At 68.7% G+C, this 20,704-nt stretch carries 21 protein-coding genes, 1 tRNA gene and 2 pseudogenes; 13 read left to right on the top strand and 11 right to left on the bottom strand.

The features are described 5' to 3' along the window. The coding region (locus tag VFJ21_06115; GenBank protein ID HET7406696.1) for an Hsp70 family protein at positions 1-581 on the bottom strand (581 nt) is incomplete at its 3' end. A 282-nt stretch (positions 582-863) separates the two neighbouring features. On the opposite strand from VFJ21_06115, the gene VFJ21_06110 reads away from it, so the two are divergent. Beyond that, positions 864-3,350, top strand: coding sequence for a (Fe-S)-binding protein (locus tag VFJ21_06110; GenBank protein HET7406695.1), 2,487 nt, complete (start codon positions 864-866; stop codon positions 3,348-3,350). Positions 3,351-3,443: 93 nt separating this feature from the next. Here VFJ21_06110 and dcd (VFJ21_06105) read toward each other — a convergent pair. Both dcd (VFJ21_06105) and dcd (VFJ21_06100) read right to left on the bottom strand, forming a co-directional pair. Then, positions 3,444-3,725 (bottom strand): annotated as a pseudogene (dcd, locus tag VFJ21_06105) (dCTP deaminase). Between the two features lie 1,023 nt (positions 3,726-4,748). Then, a pseudogene (dcd, locus tag VFJ21_06100) lies at positions 4,749-5,054 on the bottom strand (dCTP deaminase). Positions 5,055-5,166: 112 nt separating this feature from the next. On the opposite strand from dcd (VFJ21_06100), the gene VFJ21_06095 reads away from it, so the two are divergent. The 4 genes from VFJ21_06095 to VFJ21_06080 all read left to right on the top strand — a co-directional run bounded on the left by VFJ21_06095 (position 5,167) and on the right by VFJ21_06080 (position 8,376). Then, positions 5,167-5,240 (top strand) — tRNA-Gly (locus VFJ21_06095). A gap of 666 nt (positions 5,241-5,906) precedes the next feature. After that, entirely contained in the window at positions 5,907-6,392 is a 486-nt protein-coding gene (locus VFJ21_06090; protein HET7406694.1) for a hypothetical protein, read from the top strand. A 1,378-nt stretch (positions 6,393-7,770) separates the two neighbouring features. Continuing rightward, a complete protein-coding gene (locus VFJ21_06085) occupies positions 7,771-7,959 on the top strand; it encodes a hypothetical protein (protein ID HET7406693.1) in 189 nt (62 codons plus the stop codon). 102 nt (positions 7,960-8,061) lie between these two features. Beyond that, entirely contained in the window at positions 8,062-8,376 is a 315-nt protein-coding gene (locus tag VFJ21_06080) for a hypothetical protein (GenBank protein ID HET7406692.1), read from the top strand. 76 nt (positions 8,377-8,452) lie between these two features. On the opposite strand, the gene VFJ21_06075 is transcribed toward VFJ21_06080, so the two are convergent. After that, on the bottom strand, positions 8,453-8,659 hold the full coding sequence (locus VFJ21_06075; protein ID HET7406691.1) for a DUF6332 family protein: 207 nt from the start codon (positions 8,657-8,659) through the stop codon (positions 8,453-8,455). A gap of 96 nt (positions 8,660-8,755) precedes the next feature. Between VFJ21_06075 and VFJ21_06070 the strand changes: the two genes are divergently transcribed. Continuing rightward, positions 8,756-9,091 carry a helix-turn-helix transcriptional regulator gene (locus VFJ21_06070; GenBank protein ID HET7406690.1) on the top strand — a complete coding sequence of 112 codons (336 nt, stop codon included), beginning with the start codon at positions 8,756-8,758 and terminating at the stop codon, positions 9,089-9,091. Next, entirely contained in the window at positions 9,088-9,402 is a 315-nt protein-coding gene (locus tag VFJ21_06065) for a hypothetical protein (GenBank protein ID HET7406689.1), read from the top strand. Before VFJ21_06070 ends, VFJ21_06065 begins: the two co-directional genes overlap by 4 nt. A 136-nt stretch (positions 9,403-9,538) precedes the next feature. Here VFJ21_06065 and VFJ21_06060 read toward each other — a convergent pair whose 3' ends face one another. After that, positions 9,539-10,450, bottom strand: a complete 912-nt coding sequence (locus VFJ21_06060) for a hypothetical protein (protein HET7406688.1) — start codon at positions 10,448-10,450, stop codon at positions 9,539-9,541. Next, entirely contained in the window at positions 10,447-10,830 is a 384-nt protein-coding gene (locus VFJ21_06055) for a sigma-70 family RNA polymerase sigma factor (GenBank protein ID HET7406687.1), read from the bottom strand. The genes VFJ21_06060 and VFJ21_06055 overlap by 4 nt, the downstream gene beginning before the upstream one ends. A gap of 550 nt (positions 10,831-11,380) precedes the next feature. Here VFJ21_06055 and VFJ21_06050 point away from each other — a divergent pair. The 3 genes from VFJ21_06050 (at position 11,381) to VFJ21_06040 (ending at position 13,180) form a co-directional block, all read left to right on the top strand. Then, positions 11,381-11,755, top strand: coding sequence for a hypothetical protein (locus tag VFJ21_06050; GenBank protein HET7406686.1), 375 nt, complete (start codon positions 11,381-11,383; stop codon positions 11,753-11,755). Beyond that, entirely contained in the window at positions 11,748-12,434 is a 687-nt protein-coding gene (locus VFJ21_06045; protein HET7406685.1) for an RES family NAD+ phosphorylase, read from the top strand. The genes VFJ21_06050 and VFJ21_06045 overlap by 8 nt, the downstream gene beginning before the upstream one ends. Before the next feature lie 371 nt (positions 12,435-12,805). Beyond that, positions 12,806-13,180: a cupin domain-containing protein gene (locus VFJ21_06040; GenBank protein ID HET7406684.1), complete on the top strand. Its 375-nt coding sequence runs from the start codon at positions 12,806-12,808 to the stop codon at positions 13,178-13,180. 18 nt (positions 13,181-13,198) lie between these two features. On the opposite strand, the gene VFJ21_06035 is transcribed toward VFJ21_06040, so the two are convergent. The 3 genes from VFJ21_06035 to VFJ21_06025 all read right to left on the bottom strand — a co-directional run bounded on the left by VFJ21_06035 (position 13,199) and on the right by VFJ21_06025 (position 16,684). Continuing rightward, complete coding sequence (locus tag VFJ21_06035; GenBank protein ID HET7406683.1) at positions 13,199-14,410, bottom strand: hypothetical protein; 1,212 nt, start codon at positions 14,408-14,410, stop codon at positions 13,199-13,201. A 37-nt stretch (positions 14,411-14,447) separates the two neighbouring features. Then, entirely contained in the window at positions 14,448-15,251 is an 804-nt protein-coding gene (locus tag VFJ21_06030) for a hypothetical protein (GenBank protein HET7406682.1), read from the bottom strand. 212 nt (positions 15,252-15,463) lie between these two features. Further along, the gene (locus VFJ21_06025) at positions 15,464-16,684 is read right to left on the bottom strand and encodes a serine hydrolase domain-containing protein (GenBank protein ID HET7406681.1); all 1,221 of its coding nucleotides are present in this window, start codon (positions 16,682-16,684) and stop codon (positions 15,464-15,466) included. Between the two features lie 152 nt (positions 16,685-16,836). On the opposite strand from VFJ21_06025, the gene VFJ21_06020 reads away from it, so the two are divergent. Beyond that, a complete protein-coding gene (locus VFJ21_06020; GenBank protein ID HET7406680.1) occupies positions 16,837-18,195 on the top strand; it encodes a S8 family serine peptidase in 1,359 nt (452 codons plus the stop codon). Positions 18,196-18,198: 3 nt separating this feature from the next. Here VFJ21_06020 and VFJ21_06015 read toward each other — a convergent pair whose 3' ends face one another. Next, complete coding sequence (locus VFJ21_06015) at positions 18,199-18,528, bottom strand: Dabb family protein (protein ID HET7406679.1); 330 nt, start codon at positions 18,526-18,528, stop codon at positions 18,199-18,201. Positions 18,529-18,609: 81 nt separating this feature from the next. Here VFJ21_06015 and VFJ21_06010 point away from each other — a divergent pair, with 81 nt between their 5' ends. Further along, positions 18,610-19,050 carry a hypothetical protein gene (locus tag VFJ21_06010; protein ID HET7406678.1) on the top strand — a complete coding sequence of 147 codons (441 nt, stop codon included), beginning with the start codon at positions 18,610-18,612 and terminating at the stop codon, positions 19,048-19,050. Here VFJ21_06010 and VFJ21_06005 read toward each other — a convergent pair whose 3' ends face one another. After that, positions 19,051-19,623 carry a YceI family protein gene (locus VFJ21_06005; GenBank protein ID HET7406677.1) on the bottom strand — a complete coding sequence of 191 codons (573 nt, stop codon included), beginning with the start codon at positions 19,621-19,623 and terminating at the stop codon, positions 19,051-19,053. 208 nt (positions 19,624-19,831) lie between these two features. Between VFJ21_06005 and VFJ21_06000 the strand changes: the two genes are divergently transcribed. Next, a partial coding sequence (locus tag VFJ21_06000) for a PAS domain-containing protein (protein HET7406676.1) occupies positions 19,832-20,704 on the top strand: 873 nt, incomplete at its 3' end.

Here is a 20,704-nt window from a genome sequence, read left to right as displayed (position 1 = left end):
CCGCTGGTCGCCTTGACCTCGATGACACCCTCGCCGATCTCCAGCAGCGAGACGTCGAACGTGCCGCCGCCGAGGTCGAAGACGAGGATCGTCTGGTCGTTCTCCTTGTCGAGGCCGTAGGCCAGGGCCGCAGCCGTCGGCTCGTTGATGATGCGCAGCACGTTGAGGCCGGCGATCTCGCCGGCCTCCTTGGTCGCCTGCCGCTCGGCGTCGGAGAAGTAGGCCGGCACGGTGATCACCGCGTCCGTGACGTTCTCACCGAGGTAGGCCTCGGCGTCGCGCTTGAGCTTCTGCAGGACCCGGGCGCTGATCTCCTGGGCGGTGTACTTCTTGCCGTCTATCTCGACGGTCCAGTCGGTGCCCATGTGGCGCTTGACCGAGCGGATGGTGCGCTCGGGGTTGGTGACGGCCTGGCGCTTGGCCACCTCGCCGACCAGCACCTCGCCGTTCTTGGCGAAGGCGACGACGGACGGGGTGGTGCGGGCGCCTTCGGCGTTGGCGATGACGGTGGGCTCGCCGCCCTCGAGGACGGAGACCACCGAGTTGGTTGTGCCGAGGTCGATGCCGACCGCTCGTGGCATGGGGGTCACTCCTTCAGGTGTGCGGGTGTGGGCGGAACCGCGGACGGCTCCAGACCGCTCAGGGTTGAGTCGCTGTCACTCATGGTCAACCACCGCTCGGGGTCCGTCAATTCCTCTTGCGCATGATCCACTCAACTTTCTTGCCGATCAGCGCTCCGGCGGGGAAGATTCCCGCCGGGTTGGGTGATCCACGGGGCACCGTCGTACGCTGGCCGCGCCCCGGCGCCGTACGCGGCGGCACCTCCTCCCCGCCGCGTACCCGCACATGGAACGGAGACTCGCGTGCTCGCTCGACTCGTCGCCTCGTGGGCAATCACCGCGCTCGCGTTCGCGGTCGCGTTCTATCGCATCCAGTGGCTGGCGAGGCTGGTGTGGACCGGCCGGCCGGACACCGCCCGGCTGAAGGACGTCCCCGGGCTGATCCGCGGCGAGCTCGTCGACGTGCTCTTCCAGCGCAAGCTGCTCAAGCGGCCGCTGTCGGGCTGGGCGCACGCGTTCACGTTCTGGGCGTTCATCGTGCTGTTCGCGACGATCCTCGAGGCGTACGGCGCCACCGTGATCCGCGACTTCGCGTTGCCGCTGATCGGTCGCTCGCACTGGCTCGGGTTCCTCGAGGACTTCTTCGGCGTGGCCGTCCTGGTCGCAATCGTGATCTTCACCGCGATCCGGATGGCGCGCTCACCGAAGAAGCTCGACCGGCGCTCGCGCTTCTACGGCTCGCACACCGACCAGGCCTACATCGTCCTCGGGCTCATCTTCGCCGTGATCGCGACGCTGTTCCTCTACCGCGGCGCGCAGTGGGCGGTGACCGACGCGCACCACGGGCACCCGGAGGACTTCCCGTTCTACTCGATCGGCTGGTGGGCGTTCGCGTCCCGCGGGGTCGGCGAGGGCCTGCGGGGGCTCGGCGCCGGCACCAACTTCGACATCGCGACGGCGTTCATCATCGCCCAGGTCGCGGTGGTCATGGTCTTCCTGATCGTCGTCCTCTACTCCAAGCACATGCACGTCTTCACCGCACCGCTCAACGCGGCGATGAAGCGACACCCGAAGGCGCTCGGACCGCTCTACACCACGCCGGACCTCGAGGCCCTGATGGAGGAGGAGGAGCCGGTCATCGGCGCCGGCAAGATCGAGGACCTGTCACGCAAGCAGATGCTCGACCTGCTCACCTGCACCGAGTGCGGCCGCTGCCAGGACAAGTGTCCGGCCTGGAACACCGGCAAGCCGCTCAACCCGAAGCTCATCATCACGAACCTGCGTGACCACATGTTCGCCAGCGCCGACCGGCTGATCGGCACGCCGGCCGGGGCCGGCAGCGAGGACGGGCAGGAAGCGGAGATCTCGTCGCTCGTCGGCCCGGTGATCGACCCCGACGCGCTGTGGGCGTGCACCAACTGCGGTGCCTGCGTGGAGGAGTGCCCCGTCGACATCGAGCACGTCGACGTCATCGCGGACATGCGCCGCCACCAGGTGATGATCGAGTCGGACTTCCCGTCCGAGGCGGGCGTGATGCTGCGCGGCATCGAGCAGCACGGCAACCCGTGGGGCCTGCGCGCCGACATGCGCCTGGAGTGGACCGCGGGCGTCGACTTCGAGATCCCGGTCGTCACCGACCAGATCCCCGACGACGTCGAGTACCTCTACTGGGTCGGCTGTGCCGGTGCCCTCGACGATCGCGCGCGGCGGTCCACCCAGTCGGTGGCCCGGATGCTGCACCACGCCGGGGTGAAGTTCGCCATCCTCGGCCCGCAGGAGGCGTGCAACGGCGACCCGGCCCGCCGGCTGGGCAACGAGTTCCTCTTCCAGGAGATGGCGAAGGCCAACATCGAGACGCTCGACGGTGTCGGCGTGAAGAAGATCATCGCCTCCTGCCCGCACTGCTTCAACACGATCGGGCGCGAGTACCCCGCGCTCGGCGGCAACTACGAGGTTGTGCATCACTCGCAGCTGCTCGGCAGGCTCGTGGCCGAAGGCCGGATCAAGCCCGAGACGCCGCTCGAGAAGACGATCACCTACCACGACCCCTGCTTCCTCGGCCGGCACAACGACGTCTACGACCCGCCGCGCGACGTCATCTCCGCCGTACCCGGCACCCAGCAGGTCGAGATGAAGCGCTGCCGCAACCGGGGCTTCTGCTGCGGCGCGGGCGGCGCGCGCATGTGGATGGAGGAGACGATCGGCAAGCGCATCAACGTCGAGCGCACCGACGAGGCCCTCGGCACCGGTGCAGAGATCGTCGCCACCTCCTGCCCCTACTGCCTGATCATGCTCGACGACGCGGTCAACGCTCGGAAGGCCGAAGGCAAGGCGAGCAACGTCAAGGTCATCGACATCGCGCAGATCCTCGCCGACTCGGTGGCGCTGAAGGTGCCTGCGTCCGTGGGTGCCGGCAACGGGTCCTCGGGCAACGGGTCGTCGGGCGGGGCGTCCTCAGGCGGGGCGTCCTCGGGCGGGGCGTCCTCGGGCGGGGAGTCCTCGGGCGGGGAGTCCTCGGGCGGGGAGTCCGCCGGCGCGCCCGGCGGCGACACGACGCGCAGCCCGTTGGAGCAGTCGACCGGGACGGGGCCGACGACGGAGGGCGAGCAAGCCGGCCCGACCGCGGTCGACCCGAGCAACCGGCGCCCCGAGGACACCGAGACGGTGCACGAAGCCGCCGATGGCCCGGGCGCCGCGGACCTCGGCGACGACCAGTCGATGCAGGTGACCTCGACGCCCGAGTCCCCCGAGCAGCACGTCGGCGAAGAACCACCCACCACGAACGAGTAAGCCCGTCGCGGGCCCACTACTGCCGCCGTGTAGGGGTCAAACGATCTCCAACAGCCCCCACACCGCGGCAGTAGTGCGGCAAGAAGAACAGCGTCAGTCGCGGCGGGTGTCGGTGCGGCTGAAGTTCTGCCAGGAGCGCGACGGCGTCGGGCCGCGCTGGCCCTGGTAGCGCGAGCCGTAGACCGCCGAACCGTAGGGATGCTCGGCGGGCGAGGACATCTGGAACAGGCACAGCTGCCCGACCTTCATGCCCGGCCAGAGCTTGATCGGCAGCGTCGCGACATTGGACAGCTCGAGCGTGATGTGCCCGCTGAACCCCGGATCGATGAACCCGGCGGTCGAGTGCGTGAGCAGACCGAGACGGCCAAGGCTCGAGTTGTGTGTCGGGATGTAGCTCATGCCCGCGAGGTACATGCCCGACGGTGAGGACACCTCGATGCAACGGACGGCGCGGGACGGCACCGGGACCACCGCACTGATCGCTCGATGCCGGTGGAACGCCTTGCGGAGCTGCCGGTCCAGCTTGCGCTGCAGGCGGAAGACCGGGATGTGCGAGCTGAACGTCACCTGGTAGGCCGGTCCGCAGTCAATGCCGTCGAGCATCGCGCGCTTCTTGCGCTTCTTCGGACGCAGGCCGAGACTCGCGGCCAGCTCGACCACCGCGTCGGACAGGACTTCCCACGTGGACACGAACTCACAGCGGCCGAACTCGTCGATGCAGCCGTCAGAGTCCATCAGCCCCTGGAGGAGAGCGAGCCGCTGGTCGATGTCGGCGACGAAGTAGATCTCGGGCACACGCTTGTCGCCCAGCAGCCGCAGCGCCTTCAGCGTGCTGTGCAGCGACGCGTTGTCGGCGTCGCGCCCCGTAGGCGCATCCCGCACGCGTGGGGCGCCCCCCACGCGCCACGACATCACTCGCGACGTCGGAGTGACGCCGTAACCGGCGGCACGGATGCGGTCGAGGATCTCGTGGTCACGTGGATGAACAGTCACATCGGCTTGAGTCGTCCCATCGCCGAGCCAGATCCCGAGGACGTAAGGATCGATCGGCAGGTCACGGGTGGGGTACTGGACGGGGCCTGCGATCGGCACGTGGTGGTTCCACTCGTCGCGGATGCGAACCCGGTCGGCGATGTCACGGGTCGTCCGGGTCGAGCCGTCGCTGCGGTGGCGGCTGCGCTCGGTCTTGGTCGCCGTCCACCACAAGTGCTCCGCGTCGGCGACGATGTCGGTGCCGTCGGAGAACTCCACCCGGTAGCACGGACGTCCGACCAGCACCGGGCCGATAGCCGTGACCCGGCACTCGGCGCCGGTCTCGTCGAAGACCGCCTCACCGACACCGACCTCACCCAGCAGCTTCCACCCGTGACGGGTGGGGATCGGAGTGTCGAGATCGAGCGCCTTGCCCTCGAGGCGGGCCGCGACGTCGTCGGGCAGCGTCACGACTTCGTAGGTCGACGCCAGCGCGAACTCACCCGGGTGCAGGATGAACGGCTCGTCGCCGGCCGGCTCGACCAGCCGCGTCAGCTCCGGCTGCTCCTCCGACGGGTCGATGTGCGGGTAGCGGTGGTTCTCGAACACCCGGAAGTAGCGGTCGAGTCGCACGTCGACGCTCGACGGCTGCACGAGCGCAGGGTCGTAGGGATCAAGGCCGACGCGCCCGGACTCGATGAGCGCCTTCAGGTCGCGATCGGAGATCAGCACCGAAGCAGGCTACCGAGCGGCGTGGACGGTTCCACGCCGCCGCACACAGGGCACGGCAGGTTGTTCGCGCGGGCTATCCTGACCGGCGTACGCCGTCCTCCGGGGCGGCTTCGCGGGTGTAGTTCAATGGCAGAACATCAGCTTCCCAAGCTGACAGTGAGGGTTCGATTCCCTTCACCCGCTCCACTCGATTGACCTGCAAAATCGCGCAAAGGCGCAGGTCAGCGGCTCGTTTCGGCGGATCGGTCCACTGACCGCTGATGACCGCGACAACCCGCTGAAGGCCCATTCGTGGCACTAGATGTGGCACGCGGGTGGCACGTGATCTTGGCGCCTGTTGTTCGTCATGAGCCGGACTCACCGTCCGCCTCGGCCTTCCGCCCGGGCATGCGGTGCCCGCCGCGACGCAAAAACCAGGGGCGACGTAACGACGATCTTCCACGAATGAACGCAGGCCCCGATGACGGGCAGTTGCCCGCAACTGATAGCTGCTACAGGATCGCCCCCGTGATGCAGATCAAGGGGGTTCTCGCGGCTCTGCAAGAGGCCACGGATTGTTGCGGACCGAAGGCCGGAAATATTGACTGCTGACTCGTCGCCGCACAGTCTAATCGTCTGATGTTTACAGATCTTGAGCCAGCCGCCCTGCGGGTAGTTGCTCTTGCCGTCGGCGCGGCTGAGCGCTCGGGGGCGTCTACTGTCGGGCTGGAGCATCTGCTGGTTGGTCTGCTTGAGGGCGCTGGGGTCCAACTGGGCTCCCCACTTGCTGACAGCGTCGCATCCACGTCAGGCGGTTTATCGGGTGCTGATCGCCGACTCGCCCCCCTGGGCGTTTCGCCGGAGGTGCAGACTGTGCTGCAACATGCGTTGGAAGATGCAGGCTCTGGCCCTGTCGGCGGGCCGGTAAGAGTTCACCATCTCGCACGAGCTGTGATGCGCATGATTGAGGTTCACCAGCCGGAACTGTCGACGAAGTTGGGGTCAGAGCAGATTGGGGTCCTGCGCCAGTTGGCCCTCGACGTAGCAGAAGCGGCCGACGCAAGCGGGGAGCCGGGCGTGTCCGAGGACGACCAGACCGAGGGGCTGCGCGATATTGCGAAGTCGCTTTCGTCCATCGCTTCCGCGTTGGAAAAGATCGCGGACACGCTTCGTCGTCGTGAGGACAAAGGAGCGCAGCCTCGACCGTCGCTCGAAGAGCGACTAACGACGCAGATCGCGCAAGTGCTTGCCAACTCGGATGATTCCGCTCTAGTGTCCGTGACCCGCTGGGACAGCAACTCTTCACAGCCGTTGTCGGCTCTTCAGTTCCTCACACAACTACTTCGGTCAGGGAGCTAGCAGGCGGAGGTCGCGGCTCTACAGCCTAGCCACACCAGGGCGAGTACGAGGGGGAATCGCATGAAACGAACACGGCTGCTAGCTCGAGTGATCTTGGCATCGACAGTAGTGACTACCGCCATCGCAGGCGCAATGACCGATGGATACGCGGTTGTTGGTCGCACTCCAACCATTCTCCCCGCCGCTATACCCTCGACTAGTCATTACAGCGTCGCGGAAGAACACAGCCTCGGCACTTCCTATTCGGGGCTAACGGCCACACGTTCGGATGGCCCTTTCACCATCAGTTCCGGAAGCAATTGCTCCAACATCTATGTGACGCCCGTCGTGTATCAGACTGAATGGGCGCGCTTTCCGTCGTCCTCGCCACTCGGAAGCGGTTGGGTAGAGATCGGGACTGCGCACCGCTGCAGCAATGACACGAAGTATTGGTATTGGGGCTACGGATATTCGGCGTGGTACGAGCTCGGCCACTCTGGGCCCGTGAGTGCCGTCGGCCATGCGTTCACACTCAAGCGGCAAGGCGGGTCGCAATGGCACATGATCGTGGACTACACAGACATGGGCTACGTTGACTATAACGGCAATGTTATGACAGCAAACGTGCTCCAGGCAGGCTTAGAAACGTACGATGTAAACGCCGTCATTCCAAGCCATACTTACACCTCGCTGCGGTACACGGTCAATGAAGGATCATGGATCTATTGGGCCGGCTTTGACGGCTGGAGCATAGATCCTGGTCTATGTGGGGGATGGAATACAGCATCAACTTGGCGAGCTGCGGAGAATTCATCATGCTAAAACTGTCGCGGTCAACAATATTAATCGTACTGGCTTCCGCCGCCGCTATCGTCACGGGCTGCGCGGGCTCAGGAACTGATCAGGCCGTCATTAGGCCTCCAGCGAACACGAGCACCGAAACTGATGCTGCTGTCGGTTCCCCGCAAGCACAGACGGCGTGCCATGACACAGCACAGCCGTTCCTGGCGGGCATGGGCACCACAAGTAGCCTAATTCTTGCTCGGCCAACTACTGTGGGGCAACTGGTCTCCTGGCAGCAAACGCGGCAAGGCCCTAACGGCCCATCAGTCCGCTCGCAGTGGGCTTCGCACAATGCGTCTCAGAAGTTGACCTTCTGTCTTTTTAGCGGTTCCTACGCGGCTGTCATGGCACCTCCAGGCGAGAGTCTCCCTGACTACACGCGAGCCGCAGTGATCATCGGCGACTCTGATGGACCGGCGATCGAGTACCTGTCGCATGACAATGACGGACCGGAGACGCCAGCGCCAGCGGCAGTTGGCTCGTAGTCCGTCAACGTCAAGCGGATCTGCCTCGCCTGCGGCAGCGCCTCGAGCAGCAGCAGCCCGACCTGACCATCGTGTTCGCCGCCCTCGCGATCAGCCGGCACCTGCAAGACCTCACCAGTGCCTCGATCAGAAAGCTGGTCCGCACCCTTCGCCCGCTGCAGTCAGTGACCATCGAGATCGACGGGCACACCCTCACCGCCGAACCCACCATCACCAGCGGCGCCGAAGAACTGCTCAGCCGCCTGCCACGGGGTGACTAACTTGGCACGAGTCAGGTCTGGGTCCTTCTTCTGTTCTGCGCCGCGCCCGCGTGCGGCGGGTCGTCGAGCGACTCGCCGTCGGCTGGACCCGTCACCGGAGAGGTGTCAGCACATGCCCTGTGCCATGACGCGCTGGATGGACGGCCAGTCACGGCGGCTGCGACCACGCTCGGCGCGGTCCGCAGCACCAACATCGGCGGACCGCCTCCGGGGCTGACGCCGGGCAAGGACGCCTTCCCGGACTTGCCGACTACCGAGCCGGCCGCCTGGTGCTGGACGGCTGCGGCCTCACCCAGTCCCGGCTATGAAGGTCGGGAGTGGTCGCTGTTTGTCGCGGTCCCCGGTGGCCGCAGCCAGTTCTTCTTCGGGCTCGGCGGCATCGCCACCCCACCCACCGGGCCGCCGTCCATCCCCTGACCGCTACTCGACTGCGACGTTCGCGAAGGGCGCGCAGAACCCGTTCTCGTTCCGCGTCCGCACTCACGTCGCAGAATCACAGCCCACGGTGGTGAGCACGCACGAGCACGAGCACGGCGCGCACGACTGCCGTGACAGCAGCTGCGACCAGCGCAATCGCGCCAAGGGTTGACCAGGGCTGGCCTTGTAGGTGCAGTGCCGTAGCGCAGAAGGCCACCACGCCGGCGACGAAGAGCACGAGGAGCAGCGACGGCACGAGCGCGTAGGCGATCTCGACCGTCACAGCGTCACGGTGTCGACCGTCCATGTCGCGACCTCACCTCGACCAGGTGAGCAGCATATCCTTGCCATAGTCAGTTTGGCGATGTATGACGTTGGCATGGTGTTGCAGGAGCAGTCGTACCTGGTGCTGGTGGCGCTGCTAGACGGTCCGGCGCACGGCTACGGGGTGATCCAGCAGGTGGAGCAGATCTCCGCGGGGCGGGTGCGGCTGCGGGCGGGGACGCTGTACGGCGCGCTGGACCGGCTGGCCGATGAGGGGCTGGTGGAGCGCGACCGTGAGGAGGTTGTCGACGGTCGGCTGCGCCGCTACTACCGACTGACGGCTGCAGGGATACGGACGGTGGCCGAGGAGACGGACCGTCGCCGTTCCACGGCCGGGATTGCAGCGCGGCGGCTTCGGGCCCACGCCGCGCCCGGCGGGAGCGTGGCATGACCGGCCTGGAGCGCCGCTGTCGGCTGCTGCTGGGGGTCTTGCCCCGGCACCTGCGCACGGATCGGGGCGAGGAGTTGCTGGCGACGCTGCTGGACTCGGCTGAGCCGGGTCGGCGCTGGCCGGGCGCCGCCGACGCGTGCAGCGTTGCCTGCTACGGAGCACGCTCGCGCGTTCGGCTCGCCGTCGCCGTACGCCAGACCCCCGCATGGCGCGGTGGAACCGCGATGGCCGGCATGGCGGCCATGACCCTGCTCGGCGCGGTGGGGCTGACGGTGTTCTGCCGCTGTGTCGGCGCCTGGACCGGCGAGTGAACCACGCCGAGGATTCGGCTTCCCGGTCTTGGTGGTCGTGGAGCATTCGAAGCCGCGAGTACTCGTACGCACTCGATGTACTTCCCTGGCCACGAAGCCACGAAGCCACGAAGCCACGAAGCCAGCCTGAACGTGTTCACGCGCAAGGCGGCGGCGATGTCCCGTCGTCCACTGTGAAGGTCAAGATCGCGCCTTTGTCGTCGGTGTAGCGGAGAGTGGAGCCGTCGTTCACGACGCTTCCTGATCCGCTGAACGATGCGGGGGCGTTGGTCGCATCGAACGGTGGCTCCCGGACCTCCCACAGCGTGTCGCCGATGCGTAGCGGCTCCACACCGCAGTGCCACAAGCTGATGGTGACGCGGGTGCCGTTGGAAGGGACGGCGGACGGGCTCCAGACCCGGAACGCATCGTCAGTGCGGCTGACGTAATAGACGCCCTGGGCCAGGCTCGCACTCGGCCGGATGTCGGTCAGGGTCGTGTAGACGACGAAGGTGCGCGTCGCAACGAATGCCCGGCAGTTCGTGGTGACCTGACTCCCGCGGTGCGGATCGTCCGAGGCAATCGTGACGTGATCACGCCGAAGCATCGATGGGTCGAAGCCCTGGACCTGCTGCCGGTTGTAGGACACGACCGCTGCGAATGCCTGATCTTGCATGTCGCTCGTGATCGGCTGCGGCGATGCGGGGCACACGACCCTGTTTCCCTGCTCTGCCGCGCGTTCGGCGGCGGCATGCTGAGCCGCGTGAACTGCCGCGATGGCGGCAGCCGCGAGTTCTTGTGGTGTCGGACTCGGAGTTTCGGTGACGGCGGGCTGCCGCGGCGGTCCGGCGGGCAGGACGACGGCGTCGTTGCCGACGGGCCACTGCATGATCCCGGCCGCCGCGACTGCGGCCACGGCTGCCGCTGCGGTCAGACCCGCACCGACGCGGTGGCGACGCCGACGGCGCAGTGCCGTGGTGACGCGTCCGACCGGGTCGGACCATGCGCGCTGGCCCCATGCGTCGTCGTCACCAGACAGCGTGTCGATCAGGCGTTCCTCGACGTTCACTGCGTCACCTCCTCGGCGGGCGCCGTCCAGGTCGCGTTGTCTGAGTCGCCCAGGCGCACTCGCAGCGTGGCGAGACCTCGGGCCGCCTGGCTCTTGACCGTGCCGGGCCGGCATCCCATCTCCGCCGCGATCTCCGCCTCGCTGAGGTCGCAGTAGTAGCGCAGCACCAGCACGGTGCGCTGACGAGCCGGCAGGGCCGCCAAGGCGCGGCGCACGGCGAGCCGGTCGATCGCTTGGCTTCCTTCGTCAGCACCGGGCCGGTCCGGGGATCGGTGTAGCGGACGTGGGATCCCCAGCGCCGCCAGCCGGAGATATTGCTGTTGATCATCACCCGGCGGATGTAGCGAAACGGATCGCCGTCGGACCTGACCCGTGGCCATGCGGCTAGCGTTGACACCAGGGCCGACTGGACCAGGTCTTCCCCCGCGTCCAGCGACCCGGTCAGCATGTGCCCGAGCCGCATTAGCGCGGGCAGGCAGCCACCGACGAAGTCGGCGAACTCCTCCGGCGCCCGGCCGCTCATCACGTCCCCCGCAGATCGGTCACATGACAGGTACGCCGCAAGCGACCCGTTGGTTGCATCCTGCCGCCAGATCGGTGCCTGCGTTACCGGACGGAACGATGAGGCAAAGCGTCAACTGTCCGAAGTGGGATCTCTCCGTGCGTGGCGCCTAGCGCCGGGACATTCGGGAGCGGCACCTACTGCACAGTCTTTGCGGAAGAAAGGACCACTGGGACCGGCAGGGGCTCGGTCGTGGGATCGAGGCGTGTCCGCGGCTTGCGAGACACAGACCCGTAAGCCGTACTAACGTGCAGACATTGACGCTGACAAAGGGGGGACAATCCTCGTGACGAAGATGGTGTCAATGGCGAGACTGCGCTACACTAGCCGTTTACGCGAGCGGCGGTCGCCCCATGAAGGGATCTTGAATGCCACGAACGAAGCCCTCGGCCGCACAGGCCGCCCATGCCAGGGCGATGAAGTTCGAACTACCGGACATCGTGCAGTTCCTCCAGGAGACGCTGGGGCAGAAGCTGGTCGCGCACATTGCAGATGTCGACCCAAAGACTGTCGGGCGATGGGCCTCCGGCGACAGCTCGCCACGGCCTCCAGCCGAACAACGCCTCCGCCTTGCTTTCCAGGTGTTCCACCTATTGCAGGAGGAGGAGAGTCCCCACACGATTCGCGCCTGGTTCATCGGCTTGAACCCGCAACTCGATGACGTGGCGCCCGCGACGGCGATCCGCGACGGTCACCTCAGGGATGCGCTAATTGCTGCGAGGGCGTACATCGCCGGTGGCTAAGCCGCGGCCAGTCACGCGCACGCCGCCAGCGACGTTATGGAGGATCGGGCGAGGTGCCGATCCTCTTACCACCCCAATCCCCGATCCGACCATGCTCGGCACCGCGCGCTCTGGCAACAGGTTCGACAGCCCGAGCGGGAGCTACCGAGTGCTCTACTTCGGGACGTCCCTCACCGCCTGCTTCGGCGAGACGCTGGCTAGATTCCGTCCCGACACCCACCTCCTTAGCGTGGTCAAAGACGAGTGGGAGGCGATGGGCTTCATGGATGTCAGCCGTGTGCCGGCGGACTGGAGGCACCGTCGGTCTGCCGTCAACGTCTCGCTGCCCGCTGACGCACCTTTCCTCGACGTAGAGCACCGTTCGACTCGGGAGTTCTTACGGACGACGCTCGCCACTGGCCTCTCAGCCCTGGGCCATGACGATCTTGATATCGCCGCTGTGAGGGGTCCCGATCGGCGCGTCACCCGGATGATCAGCGAATGGGCGTACAACGCCACGGATGACAAAGGCTTTGCCGCCTACCAGGGCATCCGCTACCTCTCTCGACTCGACGACGACTGGGAGTGCTGGGCCGTTTTTGAAGATGCAGAAATCACGGTGAACACCGCCATGTCCATCACCCTCGACCTTGAGCCTTTGCAACGAGTCGCCGCTGACTACGGGCTTCGAGTCTTCTGACGCCGTGCGCCCTCGGATCTCGTACTGCAGGCGCAGCCTTCGCCGCGGCCGGAGGCACCCGCGCCGATAGACCGCAAGGAACCGCAGAACGCCGTCAGTTGTGGCACAGATGTGGCACGACCGCCTTCTCGATCATCATGGCGGAAGGCAAATAGGGCCGCTGACCAGGCAAAACGTGCGAGCGAGTGCCAGGAGACGTTCAGCTTCCCAAGCTGACAGTGGGGGTTCGATTCCCCTCACCCGCTCCACATCTCTCTCCCCTTCCGATCATCTCTTCGTCGAGGCCGCGCCCCTACGGAGCGACCGGATTCCGCCGTGGTGCAAGCGGAGCTCCGGAACGACGGTGAGGGTCCCCTCGATAGCATCCGGCCGTGCCCGAGACGCCCGTGACCAAGGTCGGCGCAGCCGATCTCGGCCCCGGTCACCCCACCCCAGGCATGGTCCGCCGGGAGGCGGTCGTCCTCGACGACGTCTGGTCCGGCACCGCGGTCACCGAGCCGGGCGCGATCGGTGGCTGGCACCACCACGGCGAGCACGACACGATCGTCTACGTCGTCCGCGGCGCCTTCGACGTCGAGACCTCGACGGGGGTGGTGCACGCCACCGCCGGCGACTTCGTCCACGTGCCGGCCCGCACCGTGCACCGCGAGGGCAACTCCAGCGACGAGACCGCCGAGGTGGTTCTCGTACGCCGCGGCCACGGCCCGGTCGTGGTCAACGTCGACGGGCCGCCGTCCGATCGATGAGCCGCTGAGCGGCCCGGCTCAGCGGAAGACGCCGGTGTGCCCCAGCGAGTAGCGGCCCGGCTGGGGGAAGACGCACAGCCCGTGCGGCTGGGTGCCGACCGGGATCTTCGCCAGCAGCTTGCCGTCGGGGATCGAGATCGCGTAGACCACCGAGTTGTACCGGCCCGACACCCAGAACACCTTGCCGTCCGCCGACACCCCACCCATGTCGGGGCTGCCGCCGCCGGGGATCCAGATCTTCTTGACGACGCGCCCGGCGGCGAAGTCGTAGAGCGACAGCGACCCCTCGCCCCGGTTGGTGACGATCAGGTCGCGAGAGTCGCGGGTGACGTAGAGGCCGTGCGCGCCCTTCCCGGTCGGCACGAAGCCGCGCACCCGGAAGGTGGCGCCGTCGATCATCCACACGCCGTTCGACGCCATGTCGGCGACGAAGAACGTCGACCCGTCCGGCGACGTCTTCACGTCCTGCGGCATCGCGCCGGGCGCCAGCAAGAGGGTGCCGATCACCTTGTGAGTGACGGTGTCGACCTTCAGTAGGTGCCCGTCGAACTCGCAACTGGCGATGAAGTAACGGCCGTCGGCGGAGAAGTCGGCGTGGTTCACGCCCCTGCACGGGACCGGCGTCGAGTCGTGCAACGCCATCGTGTGCGGATCGCGGAAGTCGATGCGCCGCAGGCGTTCCGCCATCACGATCGCGTAGCGGCCGTCGGGGGTGAAGTAGAGGTTGTACGGGTCGTCGACCGGCACCGGCGTGCCGGGCACACCGTCGGTCGGGTCGATCGGCGTGAGCGAGTTGCCCTGGTCGTTGTTGACCCACAAGGTCTTCAGGTCCCACGACGGCACCACGTGCTGCGGCAGCCTGCCCACCGCGAAGTGCCGCACGATCCGGTAGGTGGTCGGGTCGATCTCGTCGACCGTGTTGCTTCCGGAGTTCGGCACGTAGATCAGCGGCCGGTCGTGCGCCACCACCGGGCTCAGCATCCCCGGGCGGTCGGCGGCGTAGATGTCGTGCGGGTCGAGGACGGCCGGCATGCCCGGGAGTGCGCCGGTCGCAGCCGCGCTCGACGTCGGCGCGGTCGTCGCCGTCTGCGTAGCGGTCGGGGTCGAGCCCGTCGACGTCGGCGGCTTCGACTTCGTCGCCTGATGGCTGCCGCCGCTGCTGCCCCCGCACCCGGTGAGAACGAGCGAGCCGGCGATCGAGGCGACGAGCAGGACGGTGCGGCGGGACACGAGTGCTCCTCGGTGCGCTGTCACGAGTGGTGCCGCCTCACCCGATGCGCAGCACGGTGTCGACCGGGTTTCCGTGTTCTCCGCCGAACAGCCAGAGCGCACCGGCGACGACCGCCGACGCGGGATCGGTCAGCGCCTCGGGCAACGAGCCGACCGCCGTCGTGGTTCCCGAGCGGACGTCGTACGTCTCGACGAGCGCCGTCGGACTGCCGGCCCGGCGCCCGCCCGCCAGCACGATGCGGTCGCCGATCGCCCCGGCCCCTGCATGCGCCAGCGGCGCCGGCAGGTGCCCGACGACCGAGGTCCGCCCGTTCGCCAGGTCGATCCGCTGCACGTCGGCCGTGTCGCCCCCGCTCGTCTCGCCACCGAGCACGTAGATCGCGTTCCCGACCACAACCACCGACGGATAGCGCACCCCCGCGAGGAGCTGCGCCACCACGCGGAAGTGCTGCCCGTCGGTCGTCGCCAGCACGTCCCGGAGCGGCGCATGCCCGTCGTAGCCACCGATGACGTACGCCGTGCCGCCGTGCACCACCGCAACGACGTCCGACCGTGGCGTGGGCAGGTGGGCGACCACCTGCCCGTGGACGTCCTGCACGTCGTCGATCGTCGCGGCGGCGCCGCCGCCGAACACCAGCGGGCGTCCCGCCACGACGGCACCCGCGGCGTCGTGCACCGGGGCGTGCAGCACCCCGTCGGGCTGCACCCGCCCGTCGGGGATCGAAACCTGCAGCACCTGCGTGCTCGACGTGCCTGCGACCAGTCCACCGGCGAGCACGACGGAGTTCCCGACCACGGCGGCGGCGGCGCGCGAGACCGGAGCGGGCAGGTGCCAGGGCATCTCGTGAATCGCGATCGGAACGGGCGAGGGTGCGCCGGAGGCAGGAGACGCCGACGACGATGCCGCGACCGTCGGCGTCACCGACGTGGCGCGAGAGACCGCGGGATGTCCGGAGCTGTCCCCGCACCCGGCAACACATGCAACGACCGCGAAACCGGCCAAAACGCCGTACCACCGCCGGGCTCGCACGCGGTCAGTCTGACCCGTGAACCTCAGTCGACGATGGCGGGGTAGACCAGCGCCTTCAGCTGGCCACGGAAGTTGAACGACCCCGACGGCATCAGCTGGGTCATGAAGACGACGACCATGTCCTCCTTCGGGTCGACCCAGAAGATCGTCGACGCCGCGCCGCCCCACATGAACTCCCCGGCCGAGCCGATCACGCCGGTACGCGCGGGACCCAGCCCGATCGCCATCGTCAGGCCGAAGCCGGTGCCGTCGAAGCCCACTTCGCCGTAGCCGCCGGGCAGCGAGAACGCCCGCATCTCCGCGCCGCCGGGCAGGTGGTTGACGGTCATCAGCTCGACCGTCTTGCGGCCGAGGATCCGCCGCCCGTCGAGCTCGCCGCCGTTCAGCAGCATCTGCGCGAACCGCAGGTAGTCGCCGGTCGTCGACACCAGCCCGCCACCACCGGACAGGAACGACCGCTCCCGCAGGTAGGAGCTCTGCTGCGCGTCCTCCATCAACGCGAACCGCTTGTCCGGACCGCGTCGGTAGAGCCCCGCGAACCGGTCGGCCGACTCCGCCGGCACGGTGAAGCCGGTATCGGCCATGCCCAGCGGCTCGAAGATCTCGGTGCGCAGGTAGTCGTCGAACCGCCGGCCCGAGAGCACCTCGACGAGCCGGGCGCAGATGTCGGTCTGCAGCCCGTAGACCCAGCGGGTGCCGGGCTGGTGGGCGAGCGGGCGCTCGGCAACCCGGTCGGCCAGCCTCTCCAACGTGAGGCCCGGGTCCCGCATGATCGTCGGCCGGGCGATGCCGCCCGCCTCGGCCGTACCGGTCTGCAGGCCGAAGCCCAGCCCGGCCATGTGCATGAGGACGTCCTTGACCGACGGCGGCCGCACCGCGTCGACGAGGGTGGTCGAGCCGTCGGACTGCCGCTCCTCGACCTGGAGCCCACGCCACGACGGGATGAACCGGTCGACGGGATCGTCGAGCTGGAAGAGCCCACGCTCGTAGAGGGTCATCAGTGCGACCCCGGTGATCGGCTTGGTCATCGAGTAGATCCGCCAGATCGTGTCGTCGCCGACGGCCACGCCCCGCTCAGCGTCCATGAGCCCGAAGGGCTGCGAGTAGCCGACCGCACCGTGCCGGGCGACGGCCACGTGGCAACCGGCGATCTTGCCGGGCCCGATGTAGCGCGACGCGATGTGCTCGCCGATGCGCGACAGCCGGCCAGCGTCGAGCCCCGCGGCGTCCGGGTCGACCTTCATGCGCCCTCCCGAGGCAGTCGACCGGCACCGTGCCGGCCTGGCGCGCAGCCTGCTACGAGACACCCGACGGCGCAACGGCCCCGGCCCGGCCCGCCCACCGTTCTCGCCCGTGCGAGAGGAATCCGACCCGGGACGAAGAATCCTTGAACACGATGATCGGCGCGGCGCGACGGATCCGGCGGGGCGTACGACGTACCGCCATCGCCGGCTGCGTCACGCTCGCCTCGACCGCAGCGCTGCTCGCGCCGGCCGCGGCCGCGCACGCAGCGACCCAGCCGCGGACCTGGAACTTCCAGCAGGCCGACATCACGGCCGCCCAGGGGCTGGGGCGTGACGGCGCCGGGGTCACCGTCGCCGTCGTCGACACCTGGGTCGACCCGACGCATCCCGACTTCGGCGGGCGGGTCTTCGACGAGGCCTACTGCGTCAACGGCAACGGCACCTGCCGCGACCGCACCTACGCCCCCGACGCCTGCATCCACGGCACCCACGTCTCGGGCACGATCGCCTCGTCCCGTTACGGGGTGGCGCCCGCTGCCCGGATCCTGGCCGTGCAGGCCCTCACCTACGACCCGTCCTCCGGCGACTGCTCGGGTTCCGGCACCGACATCGCGGCCGGCATCCGCTTCGCGACCGCGCACGGCGCGCGGGTCATCAACCTCTCGATCGGCGACCTGGTGCCGCTGGTCTTCCAGGACTCCGACGTGACCTCCGCGATCGAGGCGGCCGCAGCCACCGGCGTCGTCGTCGCGGTGGCCGCGGGCAACCAGGCGCTGCCGCTCACCGACTCCTACGGCCAGGGCGTGCTGCTCGTCGCGGCGACCGGTCCGGACGGTCAGCTGGCGTCCTACTCCGACTACGGCGGTTCGGTCGCGCTGGCCGCGCCGGGCGGCGACGCGAGCAGCAGCGGATGCACGCCGCAGACCTGCATCCTGTCCACGACCCCGCACGACACCTACGGGCTGCTGCAGGGGACGTCGATGGCGACGCCGCACGTCGCGGGCGTGGCCGCACTGCTGCTGGCTCAGGCGCCCGGCCGTGGCGCGGCCGGCGTCGTGCAGGCGCTCGAGGCGACCGCTCGACCGCTGTCGGGCGCAGGGCACGGGCTCATCGACGCCGGGGCCGCGCTCCGGCTGCACGCGCCGCGAGCCGCGCCGACCGGTGCGACCGCGCAGAGCACGGGCGCGGCGGCACCGGCGCCCGGACCGGCCGCAGCCACGCCCCACCACGCCACCATGCGCACCGGCCCCGGCTCTGCTCCGACCGCCTCGCCGAGCACGTCTCAGGCACCGTTGAGCCTCGGCATCGAGGCTCCCGCCGCGTCGACGCCGCGCGGCGGCACGAGGACACCCCGCGCCGCCGGCACGGCCGGTCCCACCCCGCTCGCTGCCCGACCAGAAGGAAGCAGCAGCTCGCACGGCGGTCCCGACGCGGTCGCGGTGGTCGCCGCGACGCTGGTCGTCCTACTCGCCGGGGCGTCCATCGCCGCCGGGCGCCGGCGCCCGGGCTGAGGCCTACGGACCGGTCTCGACGATCGAGCTCTCGGCATCGAGGGGGTAGTCGAACGCGATCAGCTCGCGGCCGTGGTCCTTGATCCAGCCGACGAAACGCTGGTGCGCGGGATGGTCCTGGTAGGCGCGCAACGTCGCCTCGTCGTCGAACTCCTGCAGCAGCAGCCACTCCCACCCGGCGGCGCGGCCGCTGGTGTCGCGACCGAAGCGCAACGTACGGAAGCCGCCGATATCCGCGGGCCAGCCCCGCACCATCGCAACCAGCTCGGCCTCCTCCGCGGCGGACAAGCCGGGTCGGAAGCGGAACAGGACGACGTGCTGCACCCGCGGCATCCCGCCACCCTAGGCAAATTCCGGAAAGGGCCATGCGGCCGGTCGGCGGCGGCGAGACTTCGTCTGGTCAGCGTCGAGGAGGTGGTCGCCGTCGCCACGCCACGGGACCCGGTCGCGTCCGACACCTTCCACCTGCTCACGACGGCGTGCGCCACGCGGGTCTGGTCGGCGCTGACCTGCCCGGAGACGGCCGCGCGCTACCTGCACGGCCTGCGGCTCGACTCGTCGTGGGAGCCGCACGCGCCGCTGAGCTTCGGCCTGCCCGGCCTGCCGCGCTCGCAGGGGCAGGTCCTGTGCGTGCGGGGGCCGGAGCTGCTGTCCTACGTCCTCGCCGACGGCAGCGGTACGGCGACCTACCTCACCTGGTCGATCCGACCGGTCAGCACCGGCTGCGTCGTACGCCTGCACGTCCACGAAACGCACGCGACCGGCAGCGACACGGACCTCGAAGAGGCGTGGCTGCCGGTCGTGGAGGCGTTGCGGCTGGTCCTCGCGACGGAGGACCAGCCGGCACCAGGGTGATCAGCTTGCAGCGTCGGACTTGATCGCGGAGACGTCGAACTCCAGCACGATCTTGTCGGAGACGAGGACGCCGCCGGTCTCGAGCGGCGCGTTCCACTCGACGCCCCAGTCCTTGCGGTTGATGGTCGCCTTGCCGTCGAAGCCGGCCCGCAGGTTGCCCATCGGGTCCTTCGAGGTGCCCGTGTGCTCCCACTCCACCGTCACCGGCTTGGTGACGCCCTTGAGCGTGAGGTCGCCGGTCATCCGGTAGGTGTCGTCGTCGACCTTCTCGACCTTCGTGCTCTGGAAGGTCATGGTCGGGTGGTTGGGCGCGTCGAAGAAGTCGTTGGTGCGCAGGTGCGCGTCGCGCTGCTCGGTGCCGGTGTCGATGCTGGCGATGTCGATCGTGACCGTCGCGGTGGACTTGGTGGGGTCGGCCTGGTCGAGGTGGGCACGGCCTTCGAACTGCTTGAAGGTGCCGCGCACCTTGGACACCATCGCGTGCCGCGCGACGAAGCCGATACGGGTGTGCGCGGTGTCGATCCGGTAGTCACCGGTCAGGTCGGTGATGGCCGGGGTGAGGGTCTCGCTCATGAGGGTGCTCCTTCGATGGTGGCTTCCGACGGTCTACCCGGGGGCACTCCCGAGAACCGTTGTCTACGCAACTAACTGTACGGCACGTTTATTGCGTCCGCAAGTACAGGCTCGAGCCCGGACCCCGAATGGCCCACCTGGGCCCTGGCGGGCGGGCGGAGCGACCCCGGATAATGGCCGTCGATCGCCGACCAGCAGGGTGATGCTCATGACGACACCCGGGGTTCACCCGGGCACGGGGGACGGCGGGCAACCGCCCAGCGACAGCGACGCCTCGGTGCTGTTCGCCTTCGCGCTCGAGAGCGGACGCGCCGTCACCTGGGTCCTCGACCTAACGACCAACAGGTTCCACTTCACCGGCGGCGCCCTGCAGCTGTTCGGCCCGAACGCCAGCGCGGGGAGCGGCCATGTCGGCACCGACGACTTCTTCTCGATCGTCCATCGCGACGACCGCGAGCGGCTCAACGCGACTGCGGTGGACTCCTTCGCCACCGGCGAGGACTTCGTCTGCGAATACCGCACGATCGGCCCGGACGGCAGCGTCCACTGGCAGGCCGCCCGGGGCCGGCCGGTCCACGACGAGGCCGGCCGGCCGCTTCGCCTGGTGGGCGTCACCAACGAGATCACCGAGCTGCGAGCGGCCGAGGCCGCTCTGCGCGAGACCCAGGAACGCATGCGCGCGGTGCTCGCCGCCGCGCCGATCCTGTTGCTGGCCTTCGACCATGACGGCGTCGTAACCCTCGCCGAAGGGCGCGAGCTAGCGGCGCTCGGCGACCCGACGACCGCTCTGGTGGGGCGGTCGGTGGCCGAGCTGCTCGGGCCGCCCGGAGCGGAGGCCGTCCAGGCGGCGAGCGCCGGTCGGCCGTGGGCGGGCCGGCTCCCGCTCGGCGGGCGGGTCTACGACGTGTCCTGCCTGCCTTCGAGCGACACCGACGACGCAGGCCTCGTCGTCGCGACCGACGTCACCGACCGGGCGGCGACCGAGGAGCAGCTCGAGCACCAGGCCCTGCACGACGCGCTCACCGGCCTGGCCAACCGGGAGCGGCTGCAGCGCTTCCTGGACCGTTGCGCGGAGCGCAAC

Source organism: Mycobacteriales bacterium (genome assembly GCA_035690485.1).
Lineage (GTDB): Bacteria > Actinomycetota > Actinomycetes > JAFAQI01 > DASSKL01 > DASSKL01.
Note: the sequence above shows the minus strand (reverse complement) of the source record. Positions and strands in the feature narration are given on the sequence as shown.